Below are 26,626 nucleotides of genomic sequence, written 5' to 3'. Positions count from 1 at the left end.
GTGAAATCGGTACTGTGGTAAGTCGAAGAAGTTTCGGCAAATTAGTGGGGGGCGTTAGTCGATGCCAGCTCTTCCATGCTCACACTCTGCATCCCGTACTGTTGGCGTACGGCAGCGAAGTGATCCAGTATATGGTCTAGTGCGGCAAAATTCTTGTGGGGGTCGGTAGCCATGTTATGGGGGTGCCACCAGAGGTGATAGTCCCGGCCGGAGCGTGCTGCCGCCGTGAGTTCGTGACAGATTCGGCGGATCTTCAGCGACTGCCCCCCGAATCCGTCGATTTTAGGCAGGTAGGGTCGTAGGAACCGGCTGGCGGGTATATCGACTGGCTGCTGGGCCAGCACCTGGGGAGCGGAGAAACTACTCTGCTGATCGAGGCTCACGTAGTGGTCGGCGAGTCGTGCCGCTTTCTGCAGCAGGCCGGTCGACTCGGCGGACTCTGCCTGCCAAAACCACACATTAGGGTTGGTCCGGTAACTTCTGAAGCGGTTGTCAGTAAGGGCCGCTGCATAGGCTGGCACGTACTGATTGCGGGGGTAGACCAGTGAGGTAAGCCGGGTACCAAACATCCGTTCCGCGATGCGTTGGGCGGCAGCCAGGTCGGCGGCGAAGGCCGTCCCATCCTGCCCGGGTTCCAGGCAGTAATAGTGAGAGTATGTATGGCTACCGAGTGCTTGCCCTGGAGTGGCTAGTATCCGCTCGATCAGGCTGGCGGCGTAGTGGTAGGGATCTTCGTCCTCGTCGCGCCCGATGTCGTCGAGCAGCGCGTAAGGGTTCAATGCCTGATTGCGGTAGGCCGGCAACTCATCCGGCAGGGTGGCCAGGATATCGGCCTTAGTGCGGGCAAACAGTAGGCCCACCGTGGCCCAGGTAGCGTGAATATCCTTTTGCTGAAACCGGTCCAGCAAGGTGTGGACAAGTTCGCGCGTGCGCAGGAAGTAGTTCCTACCCGCTTCGTCCAGGGCTACATGATCGAATACGCCCCAGTGGAGCTCGAAGTCTAGCGATATAATAAGTCTACTCACCGATCACTAGTTTGCGGTCCTTCTGGTAGGCGTAGTCTGCGTAAGCCAGGAAGACGAAGAGAAACAAGTACATCACCTGCGATTTTTGCCGGATGGCGATGCCCGAGTTGCCGGAAATTTGGGCGAGGGCTACTGAAACTCCGATGAATACGATCAGAGCGACCTTCACGATCCAAGGTGATTTACCTAGGTACCGTACAAAGGAGGGTGTAAGGCATTTAAGGAACAGCAGCAAGTAAAACAGATTCTCGAACGAGACGATCAACCCCAGCGCATTCGGTGCATCTACAAAGAGCGGGCGAAACAAGAAGCTAAAGATTTTCATGGGTTGGGAGTAGTTCGTAATGTCTACCCCCGAAGTAGCATTGCTCAAGTCGCTTCCCCGATGATCCTGCCAATCCTCCACCGCCTCAGTGTCTGCCTCCTCCAGCCCCGCTACGGCTAAGAAGGTACCCAGCACAGGTACGATCGCACCCAGGGCTACCGTCACAATCAATGCTTTTTGCCAACCCTTGATCCCTTTGGATGAAAAGATAGACGCGATGACGGCTGCAGCTAGCACGATCAGTAGTACGTGCGCCCGCACGTGAAAAACAATTAGTCCACCTACAGCCAACAAAATGAGACGCCGCCCGATGTCATTAAGGGCATAGAACAACAACCCCATACCGAACAGAATCACCGACCCCTTACCCAACGACACACTCCAAAAATGCATATTTGGTAGTAGCATGAGCACTACGATGAAGTCTATTCCGAAGAGCCGGTGGCGGAAAGTAGTTCGCTCGACAAAAAAGAGGTAGAAATAGAAGATTCCTATAAAACCAAGAAAGGAAAACAACAGCATGATCGCCTCGTAGCTGAAGTTGAGTCCCTGTACGAACGGAAAGGCTAAAAACTTGATGAAAGGCGTACTTACTCCGTAGTAGTCAAACCAGTTCTCCCCATAGTATAGGGTAGAGACATCCTTGTAGTACCTGAAGGAGTCAGATCCGCTACTCGATGCGTATAGGTAGTACACGACAAATAGCAGCAAGTGAAAGACAAATACGCCGTTCAGTAAGGCTTTGGAATGACGCAGCTTCGCCTCGTAGCGCTTCAGCAGCAACTGCGTAAATAGGATAGAGAACAGTAGTACAGCAACGACACCCAGCATATCAGAAGAGTTCCATGTCACCTAATTGATACTGCCAGTCGGTTAGTGCGGGAGCTTGGTCGAACGTCAGTCTACGAAATGTGAGCACCGGCCCTACCTCACGCCTGATCCAACTTACACCCCAATCGAAGTTTCTACCGGGTGCAACGGAGGTATAATCCGGAGTAAACTGCCGCCTTAAGTCTTGTAGCGCAGCTTGGGCTGCGCCTACCTGGCCCGGACCAACATGTGCCTGCACCACCCTGAATTCCAGTCCTAATGCGGTCACCTTAGGGTGTACGACCAGCAGGTAGCTATTCCGCTGCCCCAGGGGGAGGTAGTTAGCTACGGGACAGTCGCGGTACCGCCAGCCTATATATTTGGGTCGGTAGGCTGTTGACCAGCCTTGCACCGGCGACCCCGCCCAGTCTTCCCATAGGCTCCAGTCGAACGCATCGCGCTCTTTTGCTACATCAGCAGGCGCAGGCTCCCACGCTGCAGCCGCCCAGCCGAGTTTACGTTGCAGCAGTGCGAGGGGCCGGTTTATCCGCAGGGCAACCGGCAACCGGCCTACCTCCTGCCACCCCATCTTCAGGTAACCGGGCTTGCTCTGCGAATTAGGGGTATTGAAAATGAAGTCGTCGCCGGCTGCAGTTCGCTCGGCAATGAGCTGCAACGTGAGTTTTTTAAAGATGCCCCTGCCACGGTATCCGGGGTGAGTCGCAGTATCTACGGCGCGCAGTGCGCTGTACTCCCGCCGTCCATCCGTCCACCGCCACTGCATGAAAGCACGTACCCCCACCAGTATGCCATCGGCTTCGGCGAGCAGGACGTGCGATGCCCCGAAGGGATTATCCAGGTGCTTCCAGCGCCAGAAGTGGGCAGATTTGGTGGTCGATACATCTCCCAAACTAAGCTTGAGCAGCTCAACGATCCGGTCGGTATCGGAGGGCGTGGCGGGGCGGACGGTCATGCTACGGGATGGGGTTGGGACGTAAGTATGCGGTGATAGACCGCCTCCAGTTCGCCGGCCATCTTCTGAATACTGAAGTCTGCAATCACTCGCTTGCGGGCACTGGCTCCGAGTCGTGCCCGAAGTGTGTCATCCTGCACCAGTTGGTGCAGGGGGTCGTACAGTTCGGCCCAGTCTGCTACGGGGCGTAGGAAGCCTTGCGCGCCATCCGTTACCGCCTCCGGTATGCCACCCGCTGCCGTGGCTACGATGGGGAGAGCCATACTCATGGCCTCCAGCATAGCGATGGGTAGACCCTCAAATTCCGAGGTCATCAAGTACACGTCCATAGCACTTAACCAGGGCCTGACCTCGTCGAGGCGACCGGGAAAGTGCACGCAATCGTGCAGATCGAATACTGTAGCGCGACTCTTTACCAGCTCCTCTGTAGGGCCGTCACCAATTAGCACAAAGTGGACAGCTGGTACAGCTTCCCGAAGTCGACGTGCTAGGTCCAGCCACAACTCCAGTCGTTTTTGGTCGCGAAACACGCAGACGGTACCTACAATGGGGGCTGTAGCTGGTAGCTTAAGTTCGGTCCGGCTGACCAGTCTGTCGTAGTTGGCCGGATCGTAGCGCTCGGTGTTGACCCCGTTGATGAGTACACTGAGTTTGCCCTTTGGGCCCTTCCAGTGCGCGGCAATGCTATCCCTGACATCATCGCTCACCGCCAGAATGGCTGCGTTGTAGTCCATGGTAAGCAGGTTAGCGCGTCGCGTAGCTCCATGGTAGCGTTCCTGCTTATTGTGCTCAGTGTACACAACGGGTACCCCAAGAAACTTACCCACCAACCGGCCGGCCACGGCAGATACTGGCAGGTGACAGTGGATAAGATCGAAGTTCTCGCGCTTTACGTAGGCGGCCAGGCGCGGCAGGCTGGCAAGGATAGCCGGTGCACTATCCGCGTTCAGGCAGGTCACTACCGCATCCTGTGCACGGAGATCTTCGGCCAGTTGTCCCTTATAGCTGACGAAATAGGCGTACTGAAACTCGAAGGCCTTCCGATCATGTACCCGTAGGGTTTCACTCAGTAGCGTTTCGGCACCTCCCCGTCCCAGGGATTTTATCAGGTGAAGGATTTTGTACACGTAGGCTATGGGTGTTTGGGCGGGGCCGCGGGTGCGAGAGAAGGTAGACCAGTGGCAAAGCTACAACGTAAAGGGGGTGCCGCGCTTCCAGGCCCGTCGGGCCGGCTTGCCGAGCACCTGCTCGTAAAATTTGGGGGCTAGTCCGTCTCCGGGCCGAATAACCCGTAGGTTATCTGGACTAAGCAGTTCCCCTTCGGCGATGTCCTGTACGACGTAAACAGACCGTTTGAACTGTCGGCTCTTTTTTTCTGCCTTTTGTGTGTCAAGCTGTACGCCCCCCAGGCCCTGCCAGGCCCGCTCCGTTTCAGTCACCAGAGCGGCAAGTTCGGTGGGTTCCAGGCTGAAAGCACTGTCTACTCCTCCATCCGCACGGCGAAGTGTGAAGTGCTTTTCTATGACGGAGGCTCCGAGAGCTACGGCAGCTACTGAAACTCCAATGCCCATGGTGTGATCGGATAGACCCACCGCGCAGTCGGGAAACAGTGACTGGAAGACCGGAATAGTACGCAGGTTCGTGTTTTCGGGCGTAGCGGGATAGGTACTGGTACACTTGAGCACGCAAATTTCCTTAGCTCCTGCTTCGCGTAGTACACGTACGGATTCGTAGATTTCGTCCAACAGCGAGGCACCCGAACTGATGATGATGGGCTTACCGGTAGCGGCTACCTTGCGTAAGAGAGGGTAGTGATTAGACTCGAAAGAGGCAATTTTGTAGGCGGGCACATTCAGTTCCTCCAAAAAGTCTACGGCGGATTCGTCGAAAGGAGATGAAAAGGCTACCATACCCAACTCCTCGGCCCGCTTAAAAATGGGCTTATGCCACTCCCATGGTGTATGCGCTTCCTTATACAGATCGTACAGATTCTGCCCGGCCCAGAGGCTGTTCTTGTCGGCAATGTCAAAGAGTCCTCCCCGGTGATCGATAGTGATAGTATCGGCCGTGTAGGTCTGCAACTTGAGCGCATGCGCTCCTGCGGCGGCAGCGGCATCTACAAGTTCCAGTGCCCGATCCAATGATTGATTGTGGTTGCCCGACATCTCCGCAATTATGAAGGGTGCGTGCGTCGACCCGATGTCGAAGTGCCCAATTTTAAAAGTCATGGAGCTCAAATTTTATAGCGTTAGGATAGTCATCTGTGGGTAACTCCCGGTAGCCAAGCCGGCGGAAAGTAATTAGGGAGGCTACATTGCTTTGCTTGACGTACCCCACAATGTGATCTACTTCGGGTCGATGCGCCTGTAGATGGTTCTGGGCGAAATGGAGCATGGCTAACCCAAATCCAGCTCCGCGTGCTGCTGCAGCGACCGAATAGCCAATCACGGCAGTCGATCCATCAAGTTGCAGACGTACCTGCCCTACTGCTAAGCGGCGGCGATCGGTAAACACTAGCAAATCGGTGTTTGGATCTTCTAGGCGGCGGCTAAACCAAGCGTCATGTGCGGCAGGATCGATCATCCGGGAATCGAACGATTGGGCCCGCACCAGAGGGTCGTTGGCCCATTGCAAGTACACTGCACTATCCGAGTGGGTCGCCGCACGATATGTCAGGCCAAGCCCAGCGAACAACTTTCGAAAGCGTACATCCTGCAAGCCATCCAGTAGCATAGGCCCTCTGGTGGAAGGGCTATCCGCCAGTGTGTCGCCTCTTCCGGACCCCACACTGAATGCTGAGATATCTTGCGCTAACCCACGTGCAAGCAGTGCGGTATGAATCTCCTTTTGATTATCAGCGATTTGCTGTAGGAAGAGACGGCCACCAGCACTAAGGTATTCTAAGCAGACCGTACTGGGACTTGTAATCCCCACGCTGGATGCTCTCATCAATTGCGCCATTTGACTAGCCGAAACTGCCCGGTGTACTGTTACGGATAACTTGCTATGCCTGAGGTAGTCCGCTAAGGTCACCTCATGCGTGTAAGCTGAGCCGACCACCAAATCGATGGTCTCGCTTACACCTCGATCAGTAAGTGTTTGAAGCACCTTGATCGTAACGTTATCTGGATCAGCCCCCCCCAAACAAACGAAGATGTGATTACCCTGCTGCTGCCGCTCAGTTCGCGATTGCGCAGCTTGGCGAAACGGTGCGCGAAGTAGTGCAAACCGCAATCCAAGTGCGAATTGCGTAGTCTGCGCCGATTGGTAATCCGCTAGTGTGGCCGCTGGCGCGTGATTGATCACGAGTTGACCGATAAACTCAGTCTGGTGGATATCGTCAATACATACCAGGAAGCAACCCGCTGTAACGATTTCCTGCTGGTAATCAGTGGTGAAGTGATACCCATCAAGTACAACAATGGGACAAGGTTGACCGAGACTAGCCACATAATCAATCAGAGCCTGTGCATCGGTGTGAAGCGACAGCGAAGCATCAAGTTGACAGAATCCGATGAAATGCGAAAAGTCTGCAAGTAGCGCTTTTGGACAGTGGCGGTACACTAGGTGGCAGTCAAAATCTGGTGTCAGCATTTCGGCTAGGGCGGCCGACCGGATCAGATGTCCCAAGCCCATCTTAGCATGGCCGTCCGCACGAAAGACCACAGCAGACTTACCCATGTTGCAAGTATTTATACTTGAACTCGGCTAACTGCCAGTCGGCCAGGGTATCAATGTCCTGAGCAGCTAACTCACTGACCTCTATACATCCCGTATTGTCCGTCCATAACTTCTGCTTGCGCAGTATCGGTTCTGGTTGAAACCAGTAGAACATCCCGGCATCATGATAGCTGGGCACCAAATCCTGTGATCTGCTGCTCAGGTGTTCGGGTGAACACAACTTCATCCTGGCGGATGAGTCCAGCGTTACCGCGCGCTGAATTGGGAAACTATAGCGGAGCACAGGAAACACACAATCGAATGAACCGTGCTCCAGTAGGGAGAGCCCTGATTGCAGCAGGTCCGCGGTAACGAACGGGCTCGTGGGATATATACAGCAGACGTTGTCGAAGCTACGCCCTTGTGTTGCATAGTGTTCTAGCACCTCAGATAAAGCATCGAACGTAGTGGCGGTATCATCACTATTAGCCGCACTACGATAAAAGGGTACCTGGGCACCGTACGATGCGCCGATACGTCCGATCTCCACATCGTCCGTGGAAACGATGACCTCTTCGAACAGTCCGCTTTGCAACGCCGCCTCGATGGAATAGGCTAAGATTGGCTTACCCAAAAAGGGGCGGATGTTCTTACGGGGTATGCGCTTGCTTCCTCCCCGAGCAGGGATGATCGCCAGGTTACCCACGCACAAATTCTTTTATCCGGTCAATGACAAAATCTTGCTCCTCATTCGTCAGCGTAGGATACATAGGCAAACTGATGCCACCGGAATAGTACCGCTCCGAGTGGGTGAGGTCCGCCTCTTCATAACCAATATCCTGGTAGTAGGGCATGGTATGCACGGGTACATAGTGGACCTGCGCATAGATTTCGTGGTCGCGTAGGAAATCGTACAGGCCCCGTCGGTCGGCCACCTCGATCACGTAGAGGTGGAAGGCATGGCGGCGATCGGCAGATGGGACGCCGTGTATCTTCTTTATGTTTGCAGTACGGAAGTCGTCAGTTGAAAAGGCAGTATCGTACCGTTGAGCGATCTCTTGCCGACGTTGCATCCCCTCTTCCGCCCGGGACAGCTGACTGGTGCCCAGTGCACAAAGGATATCGGGGATGCGGTAATTATAGCCTAGTTGCTGCATCTCCATGTACCAACCGCCGTGATCAGGGTAGCGAAGGTTGCCGCGGTCGCGCGTAATGCCGTGAGTGCGCAGTATTTTGAGCCGTTCGTACAGTGCCTTGTCGTTGGTAGTGATCATCCCCCCCTCACCACTTGCAATGTGTTTGACGGGGTGGAAACTAAAAATGGCAAGATCGGCGTAGTTCCCGTTGCCACACCACTGTTCTTCACCCTTGCTATCCGTAAACCAGCCGCCCGGGGCATGACAGGCATCTTCGATGATCCATAGACCATGCTCGTCGGCCAGCGCACGGAAGGCCTCAAGATCGACGGGATACCCCGCAAAGTCAACGGGGACAAGGCCGTGGAAAAAGCCCTTCGGACGGCTTTCAATCAGTTGCCGCACCCTCTCTAGGTCAAGTGTAAGCGTCTCTGGATCGATATCGGCGAACCACACCTCCCCACCACAGTAGCGTACGCAGTTGGCACTAGCGGCGAATGTAATGGGAGTAGTAATAACCCGAGTCCCGGGCTGCACGTCGAGGGCAAGCGCGCAGAGGTGCAAGGCGGCCGTACCGTTAGCTACCGCTACGGCGTAGCGCGCACCAATGTATTCCGCAAACTTCTCCTCGAATGCATCGACGCGGGGGCCGGTAGTGAGGTAGTCCGATTTCAGCGCTTCGGTGACTGCGGCGATATCGTCATCCGTGATGTTTTGCCGTCCGTAGGGAATGGCGTGGGTCAGGGTGGTCATGCGACGAAACTTGAATCTACATGGGTAGTGATGAACGAACGCAGGTCGTCTACAGTAACCCAGTCGGTGTTGGTGCCTGAGTTGTAGCTAAAGCCATTGTCTACGAGTTCCGCGCCAAACTCTTGCTTGAACGATTCCAGGTCCCAAGTGGGTACAGACGGTAGGATAGCGTAGTACTTGCCCATATCATATGTATAGAACGAGTCGGAGGGAGTGATCATCTCTTCGTGGATCTTCTCACCGGGACGAATACCAATGACCCGTTGCTCTACGTCTGGAGCGATTGCACGGGCTACGTCAGTGATTCGGTAGCTAGGAATTTTAGGAATGAAAATTTCTCCTCCCCAGGCGTTTGCTAGCGCGTGGAAGACCATGTCCACCCCGCCGTCCAAGCTAATATTGAAACGGGTCATGCGTGGGTCCGTGATGGGCAGGTACGCCTCGTTCCGCTTGTTGAGAAAAAAGGGAATGACCGATCCGTTAGAGCCCATGACGTTTCCGTAGCGCACGACGGAAAAGCGAATGGGGTTCTTTCCCTTTATGTTATTAGCGGCGATGAATAGCTTATCACTGGTCAGCTTGGTGGCTCCGTACAGGTTGATGGGCGCGCAGGCCTTGTCGGTACTCAGGGCTACAACGCGCTGTACGCCAGCCTCCAGGGCGGCGTAGATCACATTCTCAGCTCCCCCCACATTGGTCTTGATACACTCCGAGGGGTTGTACTCAGCTAGGTGCACGTGCTTCATGGCCGCAGCGTGGATGACCTGATCCACCCCCTGCATGGCGCGTACGAGGCGTTCGCGATCACGGACATCGCCAATGAAAAAGCGAATGGCAGGGTACCGCTTAGTGGGGTATTCCTGTGCCATCACGAACTGCTTTTGCTCGTCGCGGCTAAAGATCACCAGACGGCGAACATCGGGCCACTTGGCAAAAATACGCTTGGTGAGGGCCTTGCCAAGTGAGCCAGTGCCTCCGGTAATGAGGACGGATTTTCCGTTTAGATCGAGATTTTCCATAAGGGGGGCAAAGGTAAGACTATTTGGTGATGGGTTCAAGGTCAAACGCCTCAATCACCTCGCCCAGATCGTCTCCTCTCATCTCTGATTGCCAGCGGACATCAGCCTTGATAGCGAATCCGTGCTGAGCGTAGAATTCCTTACTTCCCTCGTTTGTCGTGTAGGCGTCTATCGCGTTATGGTACTTTGCCACCAGGGTCTTGGTGCCCGAGTTGCCCGCAATATGGTGGTGCTCGTGCTTCCAAAACTCCAGCATGTCCGCTTCGAAGTCGAGCCCACAAAAGTCACACAAGCGGCGGGTTTCCGCTTCTGGGTAGCCAGCGAGTTGGCCGTAATCTACGATCATTTTCTTGACGCCCAGCGTGTCATGAATCTGCCGGATCTCCCGTTCAGCACGCTTAAACTTCTCGATGAAGGTGGCCACGGGGATTTCCGGATATTTCCTCCGGTAGCTATTGATCACTCCCCGGGGATCTCGTTTAATCCAGATCAGGTAGGGCTCGAATGCCTCCGACGCTTTAAGTTGCAACAAGCTGGTTTTGGTGTACGGCACTGACTTCGAACTATCTACTAGCAGCCTCTTCTTCGGCACAGCATCAAGAATTGAAGCGTAGATTTTTGTCCGGTTAGACTGCATCATTGGTGCCACCTTCCCTAGTACGCGATGCCAAAACGACCGTTCCTTTACAAACTGCTGGTACACGTACCGAAGCCGTTGGGGTGTCCAAAGCGAATCATCAAACCCGTAGAGCTCATTGGGGACTAGAGTCCCTCTGGCATAGCCCTCCTTATTTCTGACATCGATCAACTCCCCAACCCCCAAGCTGGAAGAATGACTACTCAGTATGAGGTCTACCAAGGTAGATCCACAGTGTCCGGTACCCGTCACGAGTACTACTTTCTTTTGCTGCATTCCAATAGATTGCCTTTATTGATCAGCCACACTACATAAGTCGGCCAGCGGGGATGTTTGGTTAGTACCCAATCAGTTGTTTGGTTCTTACCTTGACTAAGCGCTTGAAATCAGTCATTTTACTGTTGGGAATGCGCTTCAGCGGTATCCGCACATCGGCGCTCTCTGCCTCGTATTCGGCCAATCTGGCCAGCCAAGTGCCCATATCAATGTGGAGCGGTGCTTTCTCCTGTATGCCAAGCTTTGGGAACTCTTGCGCGGTGATCGTCTTGAAGAATCGGCTATCAACTACCGTGCTACTGGTGTCGATTCTTCCATGGACCCATCCCTGGTACATAACCTTAAAGTCAGGATCCTTATCGATATTCTTTTGCCAGTAATTTAACATCTTCATAGTAACGGTATCGTTACTAATTTTCTTTGCATGAAAATACGCTTTCCGGAAATAGTCCTCATACGTTTGGGCGTAGTCGTGGACCCCAAAGGCCAGGGTATCAAAAATGGTTTGATACCCTAATTTACCCAGTTCAATGTACGTCCTTGACTCCGGGCGCAGCATATCTTTGGTTTCTTCTAGCGCCTTCACCCCAAGCCCCAGCAAATCCGTATTGTAAAGATGTGGACCGGCAGAGCGAAAACTACCCAACATTTTATCCTTGATTAGGCCCTGGTAGCTATATAGTTTCGCTCCGTATTTACTAGCGCGGTCGACCATTTTTTTTATGGCGCCGGGAAAAACCAGTACATCTGCATCAATGGCCAGCGTCCAGGGTAGATCTCGTTGTATCCCCAACTGATAGGTTTTGCGTACAGCTTCCGAAAAAGGAGAGATTTTGATCGTCACGATGTTTTTAGCGGGGACTTGTAAGCCTACAAGCTTTTCGCAAAGCTCTAACGTCCGCTCGTCTACGGCTCGAATCACTACTAAAATATTAGTTTGCATTCGTCTTAGTTTATGGAATGAGTTGAGGCGATTCGTCAAATGATGGAGAACTAAAGTTCTTCATCCTACTTGAGCGACCGGCTATTTCTATAGGCTAGACGAATTTAGGGGTGAATAAATTTGACGATCAGGCAAATATTTTCCCTGCAGCTGCTCGATAAGCATCCCAGGAGTAGTCGCGCTCGTAGGTCAGGCGTGCATTAGCCTGTAGTTTCTGCCTCACTGTCGTATCAGTCAGGGCAGCGTGTACTTGCTCTGCAAGCTGATCTACATGTCCGAATGGGACCAGGATCGCGTTGTCCGTAGTGCAGATCTCCGATGTACCCTGAATGTTGAACGTTGCAACCACTTTGCCCAAAAAGAAACTCTCCCGGATTATTCGTGAAACGCCCTCCAGTTCAGAGGTCTGTACGATAGCATCCGCCTCGCTCATATACTGCAGGTAGTTCTCCCTGAATCCGGCGATCTCGACCGTGCCGGGGGGCAAACTGAGCGCTTGCTCCCGAATACCGGCGGCGTATGCAGCATCGTAATGGGGCCCGACCAGAGTCAGTTTATACGTATAGTCGTAGGCAAGCAGCTTTCTGACCACATCAAGGGCGAGGTCCGGTCTTTTCCGGGTCTGCAAAGACCCCACCCACACAATATTGACATGCTGATCAGATAGGACCTTCGATACTCCGAGATTTGCGGCCTTATCCTCTCGGAACGAGGGACGGAGCGTTGTAGCGTTCGGTAAACCTGAAGTCTTGCAGTCTGCACCGGACTGAAAGAGCACCCGATCAAAAAGACTACAGTAGGCTGAATAGGTGTGTCCGTTTTGCTGGACTATGCTGGTCATCATATCTACACTAGCGGCGTGATTCAGAACGAGTTTAGCCTTTGTCGACTGCTTAATTCGTGCAAGCCGTTGTGGACTTACGAAGGGAACTATTACGTAGTCGGATCTCCGTAGGACTGATCCGACGCTTGGTGAATAGAACGTCTTGATAGTATCTTTCACTAACCGTTTAGGCGAATATCCCGAGTTGCTGTCCATAAAGGTAGCTGGATAGATCCCCCTGCCAAAATTGACCAAGATGCTCTTCACCGTGAAATAGTTGACTACGTAGTTGACCCGATGCCCAAGCTGCGTAAGCGCTTCGCCTAATTCAATCAGGGTAGCACTACCTCCGTTTTTATGCGTGTACTGATCAAGGAATATAGTGATATGCTTCATCAGGTGCTTTTCAAACAGGTCTGTAGAATTTGAGTGAGATTGCCAACGTGTGCGGCCGGAGAGTAATACATCGTGTAATCCTGCTTTGCCTCCGGATAAAAAGCAGTGATTTGCCCACCTTTCTTCCGCTCGATGAATGCATCCATGATCCGCACGAATTCATCTTTCTCGTCAAATATAGAAATATAATCTTTATCTATTATTTTATCATATCCATTAATCCCCATACGGGTAGATACAACGGGCTTACCGTAGTACAGTGCTTCGGCCACCTTAGTCTTCATGCCCGAACCGGAAAAGATAGTATTCATCACTACATCACTGGCGTTGTAGTACATAGCTAAAGAATCGACAAATCCCAATACGCGAATATTATCCGCGCCCAGTCCCTCCACACGATCGAATCCCTTACCAACCACCGTCAACATAATATCATGGCGATCACCTAGTGCTTCCTGAAGCCAACGGGCGGCTTCTACATTTGCGTAGAACGCTCCGCCTACAAATAGGGCGTTTAGTGGCAGCTGCGAATCCGCACTTGGCCTTATTGGTCCGTCACACTCTACCGATATGGGAAGCACTTCGGTGTTTCTCATTCCCGGATAAAACTGCTTGGCAATGTGTAAATCTTCCTGGGTCAAGAAAATATTTACATCCGCATATTTTGCTACCAGGCGCTCCTGCATGAAATAGTAGCCGGCCAGGGCCAGGGACTTAGGACGTCGATTCTGCTTGAAGGCCCGGTGAAAGAATGAGCTTTCTACGTTATGATAGAGTACAACGATGTGAACGTCCGGTCGTAAACTTCGCAGCCTGGCCACGGCTGACCCATAGTTGGATCCATCAAAGAAGGCGATCCCCTCTTTTGGAATGTTCCGTACAAAGTCTACGAACGCGGAGCGACTCATCAAGTGTAGACCGTCAAGGCGTAGCGACAGTAACTTAGCCAGCTGATGCTGTTTGTTGTACTTGAACTGAAACACGGGTAGATCCGGGACGATTTGTTGCAGGGCAATTAAGTTGCTATACCTGAATTTCTCTCGTCCAGTGCCATGCTCATCAAAAAGACCAGTAAATAATACAGTATGTGCACTTATGTCCGCTGCCATCGGTCGTAGATTATTGCCGTCGATTTCAGTTCCTCATCTAGTATACTGGCAATACGCTGTAATGCCTGAAGACCGGTGTAACTCATCCATTCGGCGAAAAACAGTTTGGCCCGTTGCTCGTACGCCTTCAGATCGAGTTGGAAGGCACTGACCAGCGGGATAATCTCACGAATAGCATGCTCGCGCTGCTTGATGATAAGCTCATCCTGTAGGTAATAGTAGTTCAGGTCGACCCCGGGGGCAGTCAGGTCTACCACAATAGCACCATTCTTTAGCCCGTCCAGTGCTACCCCCGAAGAGCAGCAGAGAACTACATCTCCTCGCCTACAGTAAACTGCTACCCGCTCGGCAATAAACTCAAACGGGTACGGTAGAAGCTCCGTAGCTAGGGAGGCTAAGGTGGCTTTTGTCATACGTGGATGCATGCTGATGCGGAGTAGGTCCAGAGGTAGTTGCCCCAGTATCGCAAACTGTCTGCGTAATTCTGCTTCTGTGTAGGGGGAAGGAGCATATACGTACCTAAATGCTGTGGACTCGCGTTCAGGAGGAGGAGTAATTTCCTGCAGCACCGGATTGCCTGCCACCAGTAGGTAACCTGAAGTCGAGAAGCTTCGATAGATAGATGCATCGCGCTCACTCCACAGACCCGCTGTATGGACGGGTAAGTCTTGGTACGCAACATTATTAGCTGTGGGTGCGTGAGGTAGGTACACGACGTGCAGTCCTCGCTTGCGAGCTATCCAAATCAAGGCACGACAAGTAATGGAGTGCTGGCTGAACACAACAATTCTCTGGGGACTGCTAGATTCAAAAATGACCGAAGCCCGCACGTAGCTCCACATGGCTGCCCGTACGTCGACTAACCTGATGGTCGGACGATCTGCTGCTTGTGCGAGTGAACAAACAATGGAGGGTATTGATCCTATTAATCTCGCCCACACCTTTACTCCCCTCCACTGCCAACCGGTATGGTGCACTGGGCGTGCCCCCACATATTCGCAGACTGTGGAGTAATAAGCCGCTGTGGTCCCCCAATCGCTAAATAGTAACGTATCGCGGTATCTGCTGTAGTGATACGCTCTTTTTACGATAGTTATACCTGCAGTCAGTACAGCGATCACAATAGCCCACAGTATCCTGATCCGACTGGGTTGGTGGCGTTCAGGTTGAAGGTGATAAAATGGAGCGCCTGCCCAATTTATGAAAAAGAGGAGGTTACGACTCACTATAATATCCATAACCGTACCCATAACCGTAGCCATAGCCATAACCGTAGCCATAGCCCCGTCCACTCTTCACCCCGTTGAGTACTAAGGAGAGATTGGGTAGTTTCTTAGCGGCATACAGGTCGTTTACAATGGCTATCTGGCCCTGCTTCGTCTCTCCAAAACGGGTGACATACACCGACAGGTCTACCTGATTTCTAAGCAGTAGTGCGTCAGTAACCAACCCTACTGGCGGTAGATCGATTAGAATATAATCGTATCTTTCCCGTAGCTCGCTAAGTAGATCGGTCAGCTTAGGCAGCATTAGCAATTCAGCCGGATTAGGGGGCACCACGCCGCTTGAAATGAAGTGCAGGTTGGACTGTTCCGGATATGGTTGAATGATATCTTCTAGTTGGGCTCCTCCCGTCAGGTAATTCGTCAGGCCATCATGTTGGTAGTTCTCATCATTGGTGATGTACTTACCTAGTTTAGGCTTGCGTAGGTCCATGCCAATCACCAATACCCGCTTACCGGAAATAGCTAAGCTCATACTCAGGTTAAGACAGATAAAGGTCTTGCCTTCCCCCCCCACGCTGGAGGTTACCAGGATGATCTGTTGGTTCTTGCCGGCCCCCACGAACTGCAAGTTGGTACGTAACATCCGAAACATCTCAGCGATGGGAGTACGACTACTTGCGTCCACTACAATGCGATTCTGCGCAGTTTCGAAAGCGATTGTACCCAGTAGAGGAGCCAAAGACAACTCTTTGAGCTTATCGGGACTCTTGATGGTATCATCCATGAACTCCTGCAGGGTAACCCACCCCAGGGGCAGTAACAAGCCCATCAACAGAGCTATACTATAAACTGGTACTGGCCCGGAGGATGTACTTCCTCCCTGCATCGGTGCTTCGAACACCCGGATGTTTTCAACCGCCGCGGCGGAGGAAAGCGCAGATTCTTCTCTGCGCTGTAACAAGAAAAGATAGAGTTGCTCCCGGATAGACTGTTGCCGCTCCAGCGCCATGAGTCCACGCTGTTTGCCCGGAATACGTTTGATACTGGTAAACACTGTCTCGTTAGTAGCCTTTAGTGCGGCTATATTGCTATTGATATCCTCAGTAGCTTCCTTCAACACATCGGCGACCGTCTGTCTCACCTCTAATAAACTCTCATTAATTGGGATCAAGGCCGGATTATCTGACTTCGCGGATTGTAATAATTGTTCGCGCTCCAGAAGCAGACGATTGTACTGTTCAAGCACTGGACCTAGGTCAAGATTTGCTAATTCCACGGTATAAGGAAGATACCTTAGTGAATCCGTAGAATTTCCGCTAAGCACACCCCGAAGGCGGCTGATTGCCTCCTGAGTGATAGAAAGTTCGATAATTTGCCGCTCATTCTCGGTAAGTTGGGTAAAGGCCGTTTCCAGTTCGCGATCCGTGCCGCCTACAATATCATTATTGATGATGTAGTCCTCCGCAGCGACTTCCACTTCGTTAAGTTCTTGTTGCAGATAATCAAGTCGGTCGTTTACGAATTCTGTTGTCCGCAAGGCAATCTCCTTTTGCTCAAGGATAGTGAACGTATTGTATACCTGAATGATGGTCGTGATGAAATCGATGGCCCGCTCAGGTACGACGTCCTGCAGACTGATCTCTAACAGCTCCGAACTACGCAGCGTATTTATTTTAAGTCGCTTGCCGTAATTCTTAGCTACACTAACCGGATCCTGGACTACGATACTCATGGAAGCACGACTGCCTACGTAGTCCGAGTTGCGTTCGAGCGTGATGGTGCCGTATGGCAGCACCAAGGACTGACCAAACCGCCCTATAATCTTTTCCTCGTCCTCAAAGGATACAGCATAGGACTGCCGGTCATCATTTAGCGCAATGAAAAGGGGTTTGTTGTACAAACGCTGACCATCACTTTGGTAAGAGGATAGTAGGAAGGGTCTTTCCGCTAGGTCGTAAAGGTTCGTATTTTTTACGTTCCCCATGGATAGATAGCTGACCTCCAGTCCCAGCGTATCCACCGCCGCCCGCATGATGGCGAATGACTTCAAAATCTCGATCTGGTTGATCAGATTCGTAGCGTTGTTTTCTACAAATACCCCCCCGACATCACCTACGGCTTGAGACAGTGCGCGATCTTCCGGACTCTCCTTAATGAGTATCGTTCCTTTCACTTCAAATTCGGGCACCTCATAACGCAGGTACGCATAGCCCAGTGAGAACGTCAACAGAGGGAAAAGCAGAAATAGGTACCACTGACGGATCGCTCGACCTAGAACTGCCTTGACGTCCAAACTAGTACTGCCTGCTGCAGCCACTTTTGGTAGCTCTGCAGCGGCAGTCTGGTCTACAGAGGTAGGGTTAAGTAGTTCCAATCGAGTCGAAATTATAGCTTAGTTGCTTACCGGGTGAAAGCAACGAAAATGGAGATCAAGGCCAGACCGGCGGATACATATTGGACTATACGCTGCCCGGGATCGGCAACCGTAGCGACTACCGCCCGGATGGGCTGCACGTAGATTACATCATTCTGCTGTAGATAGAAATAATCAGAGGAAAACACCTCGCTGGACTGTAAGTCCAGGTACGTGAAGGTGCGTTGTCCATCTTCTTCCCGAATGACCAGGATGTTGTTGCGATTAGCGTAATTAGTTAGATCCCCTGCCATTCCAAGTGCTTCTAAAACGGTGATCCGTTTGTTAGACAAACGCACGGTTCCGGGATTCGTGACTGCGCCTAAGATTGTGATTTTGAAGTTCAGGTAACGGATGTTGATGACCGGTTGCTTGAGGTACCCGTTCTCCAACCTATCTACTATCCTATCCTTTACCTGCGTAAGGGTGAGGCCTTCTACCTGAATGGCCCCAAGAACCGGAAAATCGATATAGCCAGCGCGGTCGACGAAGTAGCCAGTGGTAAGCTCCAGCACGGAAGAACCGTTACCGCCACCCGCTCCCTGCTGGCCCATTTGGGTATTCTGGGGCACAATATTGAAGGGTAGCGCAGCATCTGGATTAAGACTACTTACGTCAATTTTCAACAAATCTTCGGGTTGGACCGTTAAATCATAATTGTTATCGATCATTTCCGGGCTGATGGTCGTCAGATCTTCCCCCTCGAAATTTACGAGTTCCTGATACGATACGCAGGACGAGGCCAGCGCGAGGCAAAGGAAGGATAGTACAATCCCGAAAGTGCTGTTCATATACGTATCACTTAATAAGGTGGTGATTTAGCCAGTCCTGTTGCTTCGACAAAGCAGCAAATCTACGGTTGCCCAGCAATTGACGCAACTCCTTGGTATGTGCCCGGTGGTGAGCATCAGTCCCAAACATGCTCACTAGCCCCTCGTCAACCAGCTTCCATGCAATCTGCTGGACGGATTTACCGTAGTGCCCGTTCAGCGAAAGTAGGTTCACCTGGAACAGGGCGCCTCGCTCGTGAAGAAAGCGATACTGATCGAAGGTAGTATGATAGTACCGGTACCGTTCGGGGTGAGCTAAAATGGGACGGTAACCCTTCATCTGCATTTTGAAGAATAATTCATGCACGTCAGGAGGTGCGGAAACAAAGCTCATTTCCACGAGCAAGTAGTTGCCCGGCAAGGTGAGCAGGTCATCCTGTTCCAGACGTTGTAAGAAGCCTTCATCCAGCAGATATTCCGCAGCGGTACCTAGGGGTACCGTGATGCCTTGATTCTGCGCAGCTTCACGGACGGTCTCCAGAGCGGCTAGGATAGTTGCGCTAGAATTTGGGTACAGATCGGCCATAACGTGAGGTGTAGCATAGAGCTGTTGGTACCCTAAGTCTACTAAATCACGGATTATGGCCACACTATCATTCAGCGTGGCAGCCCCATCATCGATGCCCGGCAGCCAGTGTGCGTGCATATCAGCCTGGAGAAAACCCAGTCCGTCCAACGACTTACCGCGACGCAAAAACTCAAACATCAGTTTTGCTCAGTTTGTATTGCACCTGCCTTCGCGCCCGTATAGCCGTAGTACGCTCGGTACCAGTTGAGAAAGGAGCGGATACCGTCACGGATCGGTGTTTCCGGTTTGTATCCAAGGTCCTGCATGAGATCCTGTACATTCGCATAAGTGGCGGGCACGTCACCGGGTTGTAGGTCCATCATGATCTTCTCGGCGGGCTGCCCGAGTTCCTCTTCGATAGCGGTGATAAAATCCATCAGCTTTACAGGATCGTTGTTACCAATATTGTACACTTTATACGGTGCTTTGGAGGTAGAAGGGTCTGGGTGCTGACCGGTCCAGTCTTTATTGCCCTGAGGTGGATGAGCGATCACCCGGGTGATGCCCTCTACAATATCGTCTACGTAGGTGAAATCGCGCACCATGTTGCCGTGGTTAAATACCTTGATGGGTTCGCCCTTCAGAATGGCTTCGGTAAACAGAAACAGGGCCATATCGGGGCGCCCCCACGGGCCGTAGACCGTGAAGAAGCGCAGCCCCGTGGTAGCTAAGCCGAACAGGTGACTGTAGGTGTGCGCCATGAGCTCATTGCTCTTCTTACTGGCAGCGTACAACGAGATGGGGTGATCGACATTATCGCTGGTCGACAAGGGCATCTTCTCATTTAAGCCATATACACTAGAGCTAGAAGCGTACGCTAGGTGTTTGACCCCATGATGGCGACAGGCCTCTAGGATGTTGGTGAAGCCGATGATGTTGCTGTCGATGTAGGCCTGCGGGTTGATCAGACTGTAGCGGACGCCAGCCTGGGCGGCCAGGTTAACTACCGTGCTGAACTGTTCAGCAGCGAAAAGGGCATTTAGGCCCTCGCGGTCCGTCATGTCGAGTTGCACGAAGCGGTAGTTGGTCTGTGTACTACTCTGGACCAACTGATTGTAGGTGATCTTTGCTTTGTCGATACCCGCTTCGGCTAGTCGACTATATTTGACATTGACATCATAGTAGTCATTGACGATGTCTAGACCTACCACCGCTTCGCCATCAGCCAAAAGCCGCTGTGCGAGGTGGAAGCCGATAAAGCCGGCGGTTCCAGTAATCAGAATCATGGATAAGTATTTATGAGAGACTAATTAATTTATAGCCGCCAGATGGTTTCGCCCTCTTGCAGTTGATTACGATCGTACAGCCCCTTGAGGTCAAACAAAAGTAGCCGGTCTTTACTGAGTTCGCGGAACTTATCAAGCGTGAACGACCTGAACTCCTGGTGGGCCACGGCCACTACGACCGCGTCGTACTGTTGACCGATCTCCTCAATCATCGCCAACTTGTACTCGTGCGCGATCTCATTGGGGCTAGCGTAGGGGTCATAGAGCTGGACGTTGACGCCAAAGTCCATAAGTTCCCGTACTACATCTACTACCTTCGAATTACGAATATCGGCTACGTTTTCTTTGAAGGTCACGCCCAGTACCAGTACTTTACTCTGCTTGGGGTTCTTGTTTTCTTTAAGAAGCGCTTGCACCAGTTCTTTGGCGATAAAGGCCGGCATTCTATCGTTGATCCTGCGCCCACTTGCGATCACCAGTGGGTCATAGCCCATCTTCACACTTTTATGAAGTAGGTAGTAGGGATCAACACTGATGCAGTGACCACCGACTAGCCCAGGGCGAAAGGGCAAGAAATTCCACTTCGTACCGGCTGCCTCCAGCACATCCTGGGTATCGATGCCCATCCGGCGGAAGATGATGCTCAGCTCGTTGACGAAACTAATGTTGACGTCGCGTTGGCTGTTTTCAATCACCTTGGCTGCTTCAGCCACTTTGATACTGGCTGCTTCGTAAATACCTGCCGTAATGATATCACCGTAGATACCGGCGACGATCTGTAGGGTTTCAGGGTCACTGCCGCTTACGATCTTTAGAATTTTGTCGACCGTATGTTCCTTGTCACCCGGATTTATCCGCTCGGGAGAGTAGCCGACGGTAAAGTCCTCGCCGAAGGTAAGGCCGCTTTCCGCCTCCAGGATAGGTACGCAGTCTTCTTCCGTACAACCCGGATAGACGGTGGATTCGAAAACAACGATGTCCCCCTTCTTAAGCACCTTGCCGACGGAGCGGCTAGCACCGAGTAATGGCTTGAGGTTGGGGGTACGACTTTCGTCGACCGGGGTAGGTACGGCCACTATATGGAAGGAAGCCCCCCCGAGCTCCTGTGGGTCTGCGGTGAAGGTGATGTCCTTTCCTTCGAAAGCAGCCGCTTCGAGTTCTTCGCTAGGATCCTGCTGGTTGCGCATCATCTCCACCCGGGGAGCACTGATGTCGAACCCAATAACCTTAAATTTTTTTGCTAATTCCAGGGCGAGCGGAAGACCGACGTACCCGAGGCCGACCACCGAAATGGACTGCTTCTTCTTGCGATAGGCGCTTAACTCCCGTTTTGCATCTATGGTGGTTGATACGTTGTTTAAAGTGGCTGTAGACATACTTGCTTGTGTGAATGATGAGAGAAGTAAAAGATAATAGCACTATACAGTCTGTAAATCGACCATTTTTCGGAAATTTGCCGAACTATGCTGTAAAGAGGAGAAAGTACCTATATCGTATGCTCCACCTTGTTTAAGGAAGACGATCTTGTCCGCGTTGCGAATAGTGGACAACCGGTGTGCTATAACTATGATCGTTAGGCTTCCCGAGAGGCTATCAATATTTTCCTGAATTAGCAATTCACTCTGTGAATCTAATGCAGAGGTGGCTTCGTCCAAAATCAGAATATCCACATTCCGATAGAGCTCTCGGGCGATGGATAGTCGCTGCCGTTGGCCTCCGCTAAGGTTTACCCCATTGATGCCGATGATCGTGTCTAGCCCCTGAGGTAGCTCTTGGACAAAGGTGTCTGCATGAGCTAGGCGCAGTGCTTGCCACACTTTCTCATCCTTCACACCAGTATCAGCGTCCCAGAAACTCACATTGTTCTTGACGGTGTCAGCAAACACCTGCGCCTCCTGTGTGACGTATCCTATGGACCGGCGGAAACTGTGTTTCTCTAAATCCGCGATGTCGGTTCCGTCAACAAAGATCATCCCTTTGTCAACAGGGAGTAACCCACAAAGTAGATTAACTAGTGTAGTCTTACCTGTACCACTTTCACCTACAATACCAACTGTTTCAAAACGGCGTACTTCAAACGTTAACTCGCTCAGCACCTGGGTTTCTGGGTATGAGTAACTGAGTTTTTCAACGGAGTAACCCTGCTGCAACCCATTGAAGGGTATTTCACCCTCTTCCTCCTGACTTTCTTCCATTTCGTGAGTAAACTCCTTCATGTTTTGGATGGAGCCCTCTACGGCGAGAAATGCATTATAGGAGCTTTGCATAATCACCAGATACGTGAGTGCCCGATAAAAGAAAAGTAAACTAAGAATGATTAGCCCGAGGCTTTCTTGAAAATATAGCACTTGAATTAGGATGGCGGCTACCACTACTATGATGATAAGTGGTTCGCGCGCAGCGGAGGCGATACCCGTCATCACGCCGATCCGACGCTGCTGGTACTCCACATCCACAATCGATTGATCGATCTTCTGTTTGTACTTGCTGATTAGATCGGTGGCTTTCAGAAATTTGAAGGAAGAGACACTCTCAATCAGAAAGCCCTGAAAGACGTTCATCTCCTTTGATACCTTACGGGATGCTGTCTTGGTGGTCGAATAGATCTGACTAAACACCAGATTGGACAGTGCACCACCCACAGCTACAATGATGGCAAATTTGGGGTTCGAAACGTAAGCCAGCACGACATACACCACCGTCATGATCAAGTACTGGAGCATCAAAAAGTACTGCCGGTAAGCACTGTTGATGCGCGAGATTTCTCCGCTAAAAGTGTTCTGAATCTTACCGGAGTCCGCTCGGGAGAATTCACTGTAGCTATACCCCGCCAGGAGGCGCATATTGTCCAGCCGCATCTTGTTAGCGAACCGCTGTTGCAGCACTACCCGGTAATACTCCATCCCAAACTTCGCTACTCCCTTAAGAAGAAAAAAGACAAGCATCATGATGAGCACTGTCACCAGATTTGGTGTCAAACCTATCGTCTCCATCGCATCGATCACGACGCGCATATCCCCCATTTCGCCCTTGTTGGGTGTGCTGCCACCGTCCACCGCCTGCATCAGAGGAAGAAACATCGTCAACCCTAATCCATCCAGGATAGCGACAAGCATACTAGTGGCCAGCGCAATGTGCACACTGACCCCCAAGTAGCTATAGAAAAAGTTGAAATACCCCAGGGGGAGTAGTCTCTTTAGCCGTTCTAACACACTTTAATTGTCTATGAGATTTTCCAAATAAGTGCCGTAGCCGCTCTTTCGCAGTGGCGCAGCTATTTGCATGAGCTGCTCCCGGTTGATGTAGCCCATACGGTACGCCACCTCCTCGATGCAGCCTATTTTGTAGTCCTGCCGCTTCTCGATCACCCGTACGAACTCCGCCGCGTCATGCAGGCTCTCGAAGGTCCCCGTATCCAGCCAGGCCGTCCCGCGGCCCATCACGCCAACGTCTAACGTTCCTTCTTCTAGGTAGTAACGGTTCAAGTCCGTGATCTCATACTCCCCACGCGAGCTGGGCCGTATCTGCTTTGCGATCTCCACTACCCGCGCATCATAAAAGTACAGACCGGGCACGGCGTATTTACTACGGGGAGTAGCGGGCTTCTCTTCAATACTGACCACTCGATTATCCTCGTCGAATTCAACTACACCGTAGCGTTCTGGATTCAGTACCGGATAGGCAAACACCCGGGCACCGTGGGAGATATCCGTGCTCATTCGCAGCAGGTCCACCAGGCCGGTCCCGTGAAAGATGTTATCTCCCAGAATCAGCGCGCAGGTGTCCCCACCGATAAATCCTTCTCCGATAACGAAAGCCTGAGCCAGTCCATTAGGTTTTTCCTGCACCGCGTATTCAAAGCTGCACCCCAGTTCATTGCCGTCTCCCAGCAACGCCTGGAACGCTTCCCGATCGTGCGGTGTAGTGATCAGTAAAATCTCCCGGATACCCGCCAGCATCAGGATCGACAGTGGGTAGTAGATCATCGGCTTATCGTACACCGGCATCAACTGCTTGCTGACTGCCTTGGTGATGGGATAGAGTCGTGTGCCTGACCCTCCGGCTAGAATGATTCCTTTCATAATACACTAGTGATCCACCGCGCATTGGCGAGGTACCAGTCGATAGTACGTTCGATGCCCTCCTCAAATTGTATCTCCGGCACCCAGCCCAGTTCCCGTTGCATCTTACTGGCATCGATGGCGTAGCGCTGGTCGTGGCCCGCCCGGTCCGTCACGTAGGTGATCAGACGCTCACTATCCCCGGGTGTGCGGTTCAGCTTCCGGTCCATTGTACGACAGATAACGCGTACTAGGTCGATGTTCTTCCACTCGTTGTGCCCTCCAATATTGTACGTTTGTCCTACCACGCCCTGGTGCAGTATCAGATCGATTGCCCGCACGTGGTCTGCTACATAGAGCCAGTCCCGCACATTGCTCCCCTGCCCATAGACTGGTAGTGGCTTACCGGCTACGATGTTGCGGATGAACAGCGGAATCAACTTCTCTGGCAACTGGTAGGGCCCGTAGTTGTTAGAGCAATTACTGATTACCACCGGAAAATCATAGGTGTGATACCATGCCCGTACGAGGTGATCACTCGCTGCTTTTGATGCCGAGTAGGGACTCCGGGGGTCGTAAGGTGTTGTCTCGGTGAACATCCCCGTTGGTCCCAACGAGCCATACACTTCGTCCGTCGACACATGGTAAAACCGTTTACCCTCCAACGCATTCTGCCAACTCTCCCGCGCCACCTGAAGCAGCGTAGCCGTACCCAGCGTGTTTGTACGCACGAAGATCAGGGGATCGGAAATACTCCGGTCTACGTGGCTTTCCGCCGCCAGATGTACTACCCAATCGATGGCGTTGTCTTGAAACACGCGACGCATAGCCTCTAGATCGGCCACATCCGCCTGTACAAAGCAATAATTCGGTGCATCAACTACATCAGACAGGCTTTGCTGATGTCCTGCGTACGTAAGGGCATCAAGATTGATTACCGTGTAGTCAGGATACTGCCTGACCAGATGCCGCACCAGGTGGGACCCGATAAAGCCGGCTCCTCCAGTAACAAGAACAGTTTTAGCACTCATGCGATAATCTCATCTAAGTAAGTAGCCAGTTGTGCCACCAGCCGGGGGTGGCTATACCGCTCAATCAAGGGCGTCGGCTGCATTCGTAACGACTTACCTCCTTTAAACTGTCGGTACAGCTCCAGGAGGTAGCGGGCGGGATGCGCAGGTGCAGTGGAATAATCGAAAGTCTGCCCACACCCCGTCTCGGTCAGGATGTCGGCCACATCACTGTCGACCGGTCCGATGTTCAGTACAGGGTTGCGAGCTGCCAAGTATTCGAACAGTTTACCGGGGATGCGGCCCCGGGCATTTGGTTGCTGATTGAGGAGCAGCAGAAGAACGTGGCTGTCGACTGTTTCCTGAAGCGCTACCCGTCGGTCCACATTTCCACAGAAGCTCACTTGGGGTAGCAGACCGTAGGCAGCTAGACTTGCACGTACCCGATGGTCGACCTGTCCGTACAGGCGCAACTCAAAATCGTGGGCGAATTCAGGCACATCTCGGTTAAGCTGCGTGATGGCGGCAAACAGCACCTCCGGGTGCCGATCGTAGCCCATGATACCGAGGTGCGTGAGTGTGAACTTTCTGTGTGGATTGCGTTCCAAACCGGAAAAATCTTCCGGATCGTAGCCCCAGTAAAGTACCCGTACGTTTCGGGCACCAATCGCTTCCAGTTCTTTTTTCCACGAAGGACCTACGATAGTAGTCAAGCTAGCCTGTTGTAGGGCTTCCTGCTCCATACGCTCGTGGCGCCGTCTTCCCCATCGGGTCAACTTCAGTAGGCCGTAGTAATCGACTTGTGTCCAGGGGTCTTGAAAGTCAGCTAACCAGGGTAAGCCCGTGCGCTGACTGACCAGTGTAGCGATACGAGTATTACTGTGGGGTGGCCCATCAGAAAACAGCGCATCTACCGGATGGTCGGCCAGGTAAGTAAGTAGCCGCTTCACTGATCCCCGTATCCAAAACGCTCTGGCATCAGGAATGAAGAAGTTACTGCGAATCCAGACAGCAAGAGTGTGCTTCCACCCTCCAGCTGATTCGTCAGTGTAAAATACGTTGTTGACGTTCTCTTCCGGGGGCTTTCCCGTAAATCGTTTGTACCAACTGTAAGGCTCCCATATAGGTTGGCGAATGACCTCCAGTTGGTTTGGGATGTCACCATCGTTGCTGTGGTCTACCGTAGGATAGTGTGCGTTTACGGCTGTGAAGATGACCGGTTCCCAACCCTGTGTGCGCAGGTACTTGGCTATCTTTAAACATCGGAGGACTGCCACCCCCCCGGAAGGAGGCCAGTAGTAGGTGATGATCAGTACCCGTTTACTTATGGCTTCGCCGTCCATGTGTCGAAACCACTCTGCCCAAACCGATCGTACGGTAATGATCCATCCTTGGAACTATCTGCAT

23 protein-coding genes are annotated in these 26,626 nt (G+C 52.1%); all 23 read right to left on the bottom strand.

Going from position 1 to position 26,626, the window contains the following annotated elements:
- Positions 1-41: 41 nt before the first annotated feature.
- The 23 genes from MJQ68_RS01340 to MJQ68_RS01230 all read right to left on the bottom strand — a co-directional run bounded on the left by MJQ68_RS01340 (position 42) and on the right by MJQ68_RS01230 (position 26,562).
- Positions 42-1,025, bottom strand: a complete 984-nt coding sequence (locus tag MJQ68_RS01340; RefSeq protein WP_238749174.1) for a polysaccharide deacetylase family protein — start codon at positions 1,023-1,025, stop codon at positions 42-44.
- Positions 1,018-2,181: a hypothetical protein gene (locus MJQ68_RS01335; protein WP_238749173.1), complete on the bottom strand. Its 1,164-nt coding sequence runs from the start codon at positions 2,179-2,181 to the stop codon at positions 1,018-1,020. The genes MJQ68_RS01340 and MJQ68_RS01335 overlap by 8 nt, the downstream gene beginning before the upstream one ends.
- A gap of 1 nt (position 2,182) precedes the next feature.
- Positions 2,183-3,133 carry a GNAT family N-acetyltransferase gene (locus MJQ68_RS01330; protein ID WP_238749172.1) on the bottom strand — a complete coding sequence of 317 codons (951 nt, stop codon included), beginning with the start codon at positions 3,131-3,133 and terminating at the stop codon, positions 2,183-2,185.
- The gene (locus tag MJQ68_RS01325; RefSeq protein WP_238749171.1) at positions 3,130-4,260 is read right to left on the bottom strand and encodes a glycosyltransferase; all 1,131 of its coding nucleotides are present in this window, start codon (positions 4,258-4,260) and stop codon (positions 3,130-3,132) included. The genes MJQ68_RS01330 and MJQ68_RS01325 overlap by 4 nt, the downstream gene beginning before the upstream one ends.
- Positions 4,261-4,320: 60 nt before the next feature.
- Complete coding sequence (gene pseI / locus MJQ68_RS01320) at positions 4,321-5,361, bottom strand: pseudaminic acid synthase (RefSeq protein WP_238749170.1); 1,041 nt, start codon at positions 5,359-5,361, stop codon at positions 4,321-4,323.
- Positions 5,351-6,814 carry a UDP-2,4-diacetamido-2,4,6-trideoxy-beta-L-altropyranose hydrolase gene (pseG, locus tag MJQ68_RS01315; RefSeq protein ID WP_238749169.1) on the bottom strand — a complete coding sequence of 488 codons (1,464 nt, stop codon included), beginning with the start codon at positions 6,812-6,814 and terminating at the stop codon, positions 5,351-5,353. Before pseG ends, pseI begins: the two co-directional genes overlap by 11 nt.
- Positions 6,807-7,499: a pseudaminic acid cytidylyltransferase gene (gene pseF / locus MJQ68_RS01310; protein WP_238749168.1), complete on the bottom strand. Its 693-nt coding sequence runs from the start codon at positions 7,497-7,499 to the stop codon at positions 6,807-6,809. Before pseF ends, pseG begins: the two co-directional genes overlap by 8 nt.
- Entirely contained in the window at positions 7,492-8,682 is a 1,191-nt protein-coding gene (pseC, locus tag MJQ68_RS01305) for a UDP-4-amino-4,6-dideoxy-N-acetyl-beta-L-altrosamine transaminase (RefSeq protein ID WP_238749167.1), read from the bottom strand. Before pseC ends, pseF begins: the two co-directional genes overlap by 8 nt.
- Positions 8,679-9,701: a UDP-N-acetylglucosamine 4,6-dehydratase (inverting) gene (pseB, locus tag MJQ68_RS01300; protein ID WP_238749166.1), complete on the bottom strand. Its 1,023-nt coding sequence runs from the start codon at positions 9,699-9,701 to the stop codon at positions 8,679-8,681. Before pseB ends, pseC begins: the two co-directional genes overlap by 4 nt.
- A gap of 19 nt (positions 9,702-9,720) precedes the next feature.
- Positions 9,721-10,614, bottom strand: a complete 894-nt coding sequence (locus tag MJQ68_RS01295; RefSeq protein ID WP_238749165.1) for a sulfotransferase — start codon at positions 10,612-10,614, stop codon at positions 9,721-9,723.
- Positions 10,615-10,675: 61 nt separating this feature from the next.
- Positions 10,676-11,557 (bottom strand): hypothetical protein, encoded by an 882-nt coding sequence (locus tag MJQ68_RS01290; protein ID WP_238749164.1) that lies wholly within the window; start codon positions 11,555-11,557, stop codon positions 10,676-10,678.
- A gap of 127 nt (positions 11,558-11,684) precedes the next feature.
- The gene (locus tag MJQ68_RS01285) at positions 11,685-12,776 is read right to left on the bottom strand and encodes a glycosyltransferase family 4 protein (protein WP_238749163.1); all 1,092 of its coding nucleotides are present in this window, start codon (positions 12,774-12,776) and stop codon (positions 11,685-11,687) included.
- Positions 12,776-13,885, bottom strand: a complete 1,110-nt coding sequence (locus tag MJQ68_RS01280) for a glycosyltransferase (protein WP_238749162.1) — start codon at positions 13,883-13,885, stop codon at positions 12,776-12,778. The genes MJQ68_RS01285 and MJQ68_RS01280 overlap by 1 nt, the downstream gene beginning before the upstream one ends.
- Positions 13,870-14,142, bottom strand: coding sequence for a hypothetical protein (locus MJQ68_RS01275; RefSeq protein ID WP_238749161.1), 273 nt, complete (start codon positions 14,140-14,142; stop codon positions 13,870-13,872). Before MJQ68_RS01275 ends, MJQ68_RS01280 begins: the two co-directional genes overlap by 16 nt.
- A gap of 958 nt (positions 14,143-15,100) precedes the next feature.
- Positions 15,101-17,485, bottom strand: a complete 2,385-nt coding sequence (locus tag MJQ68_RS01270; RefSeq protein ID WP_238749160.1) for a polysaccharide biosynthesis tyrosine autokinase — start codon at positions 17,483-17,485, stop codon at positions 15,101-15,103.
- Positions 17,486-17,511: 26 nt separating this feature from the next.
- Positions 17,512-18,315, bottom strand: a complete 804-nt coding sequence (locus tag MJQ68_RS01265) for a polysaccharide biosynthesis/export family protein (protein ID WP_238749159.1) — start codon at positions 18,313-18,315, stop codon at positions 17,512-17,514.
- Positions 18,316-18,322: 7 nt separating this feature from the next.
- The gene (locus MJQ68_RS01260) at positions 18,323-19,060 is read right to left on the bottom strand and encodes a tyrosine-protein phosphatase (protein WP_238749158.1); all 738 of its coding nucleotides are present in this window, start codon (positions 19,058-19,060) and stop codon (positions 18,323-18,325) included.
- Positions 19,060-20,148 (bottom strand): NAD-dependent epimerase, encoded by a 1,089-nt coding sequence (locus tag MJQ68_RS01255; protein WP_238749157.1) that lies wholly within the window; start codon positions 20,146-20,148, stop codon positions 19,060-19,062. Before MJQ68_RS01255 ends, MJQ68_RS01260 begins: the two co-directional genes overlap by 1 nt.
- A 29-nt stretch (positions 20,149-20,177) precedes the next feature.
- Positions 20,178-21,524 carry a nucleotide sugar dehydrogenase gene (locus tag MJQ68_RS01250; protein WP_238749156.1) on the bottom strand — a complete coding sequence of 449 codons (1,347 nt, stop codon included), beginning with the start codon at positions 21,522-21,524 and terminating at the stop codon, positions 20,178-20,180.
- 42 nt (positions 21,525-21,566) lie between these two features.
- On the bottom strand, positions 21,567-23,288 hold the full coding sequence (locus MJQ68_RS01245; protein WP_238749155.1) for an ABC transporter ATP-binding protein: 1,722 nt from the start codon (positions 23,286-23,288) through the stop codon (positions 21,567-21,569).
- A 75-nt stretch (positions 23,289-23,363) separates the two neighbouring features.
- Positions 23,364-24,230: a glucose-1-phosphate thymidylyltransferase RfbA gene (rfbA, locus tag MJQ68_RS01240; protein WP_238749154.1), complete on the bottom strand. Its 867-nt coding sequence runs from the start codon at positions 24,228-24,230 to the stop codon at positions 23,364-23,366.
- Positions 24,227-25,240, bottom strand: coding sequence for a dTDP-glucose 4,6-dehydratase (gene rfbB, locus MJQ68_RS01235; protein ID WP_238749153.1), 1,014 nt, complete (start codon positions 25,238-25,240; stop codon positions 24,227-24,229). The genes rfbA and rfbB overlap by 4 nt, the downstream gene beginning before the upstream one ends.
- A complete protein-coding gene (locus MJQ68_RS01230) occupies positions 25,237-26,562 on the bottom strand; it encodes a glycosyltransferase (RefSeq protein WP_406612606.1) in 1,326 nt (441 codons plus the stop codon). The genes rfbB and MJQ68_RS01230 overlap by 4 nt, the downstream gene beginning before the upstream one ends.
- Between the last annotated feature and the right edge of the window lie 64 nt (positions 26,563-26,626).

Origin of the sequence: Neolewinella maritima (assembly GCF_923081025.1) — a bacterium.
GTDB classification, from domain to species: domain Bacteria; phylum Bacteroidota; class Bacteroidia; order Chitinophagales; family Saprospiraceae; genus Neolewinella; species Neolewinella maritima.
Note: the sequence above shows the minus strand (reverse complement) of the source record. Positions and strands in the feature narration are given on the sequence as shown.

What these genes read in the sequence shown, in the direction of transcription:
- MJQ68_RS01335 (WP_238749173.1), bottom strand. Translation starts at nt 2,181, where the DNA reads ATGCTGGGTGTCGTTGCTGTACTACTGTTCTCTATCCTATTTACGCAG.
- MJQ68_RS01330 (WP_238749172.1), bottom strand. Translation starts at nt 3,133, where the DNA reads ATGACCGTCCGCCCCGCCACGCCCTCCGATACCGACCGGATCGTTGAG.
- pseI (WP_238749170.1), bottom strand. Translation starts at nt 5,361, where the DNA reads ATGACTTTTAAAATTGGGCACTTCGACATCGGGTCGACGCACGCACCC.
- pseG (WP_238749169.1), bottom strand. Translation starts at nt 6,814, where the DNA reads ATGGGTAAGTCTGCTGTGGTCTTTCGTGCGGACGGCCATGCTAAGATG.
- pseC (WP_238749167.1), bottom strand. Translation starts at nt 8,682, where the DNA reads ATGACCACCCTGACCCACGCCATTCCCTACGGACGGCAAAACATCACG.
- pseB (WP_238749166.1), bottom strand. Translation starts at nt 9,701, where the DNA reads ATGGAAAATCTCGATCTAAACGGAAAATCCGTCCTCATTACCGGAGGC.
- MJQ68_RS01295 (WP_238749165.1), bottom strand. Translation starts at nt 10,614, where the DNA reads ATGCAGCAAAAGAAAGTAGTACTCGTGACGGGTACCGGACACTGTGGA.
- MJQ68_RS01290 (WP_238749164.1), bottom strand. Translation starts at nt 11,557, where the DNA reads ATGCAAACTAATATTTTAGTAGTGATTCGAGCCGTAGACGAGCGGACG.
- MJQ68_RS01285 (WP_238749163.1), bottom strand. Translation starts at nt 12,776, where the DNA reads ATGAAGCATATCACTATATTCCTTGATCAGTACACGCATAAAAACGGA.
- MJQ68_RS01280 (WP_238749162.1), bottom strand. Translation starts at nt 13,885, where the DNA reads ATGGCAGCGGACATAAGTGCACATACTGTATTATTTACTGGTCTTTTT.
- MJQ68_RS01265 (WP_238749159.1), bottom strand. Translation starts at nt 18,315, where the DNA reads ATGAACAGCACTTTCGGGATTGTACTATCCTTCCTTTGCCTCGCGCTG.
- MJQ68_RS01260 (WP_238749158.1), bottom strand. Translation starts at nt 19,060, where the DNA reads ATGTTTGAGTTTTTGCGTCGCGGTAAGTCGTTGGACGGACTGGGTTTT.
- MJQ68_RS01255 (WP_238749157.1), bottom strand. Translation starts at nt 20,148, where the DNA reads ATGATTCTGATTACTGGAACCGCCGGCTTTATCGGCTTCCACCTCGCA.
- MJQ68_RS01250 (WP_238749156.1), bottom strand. Translation starts at nt 21,524, where the DNA reads ATGTCTACAGCCACTTTAAACAACGTATCAACCACCATAGATGCAAAA.
- rfbA (WP_238749154.1), bottom strand. Translation starts at nt 24,230, where the DNA reads ATGAAAGGAATCATTCTAGCCGGAGGGTCAGGCACACGACTCTATCCC.
- rfbB (WP_238749153.1), bottom strand. Translation starts at nt 25,240, where the DNA reads ATGAGTGCTAAAACTGTTCTTGTTACTGGAGGAGCCGGCTTTATCGGG.
- MJQ68_RS01230 (WP_406612606.1), bottom strand. Translation starts at nt 26,562, where the DNA reads ATGGACGGCGAAGCCATAAGTAAACGGGTACTGATCATCACCTACTAC.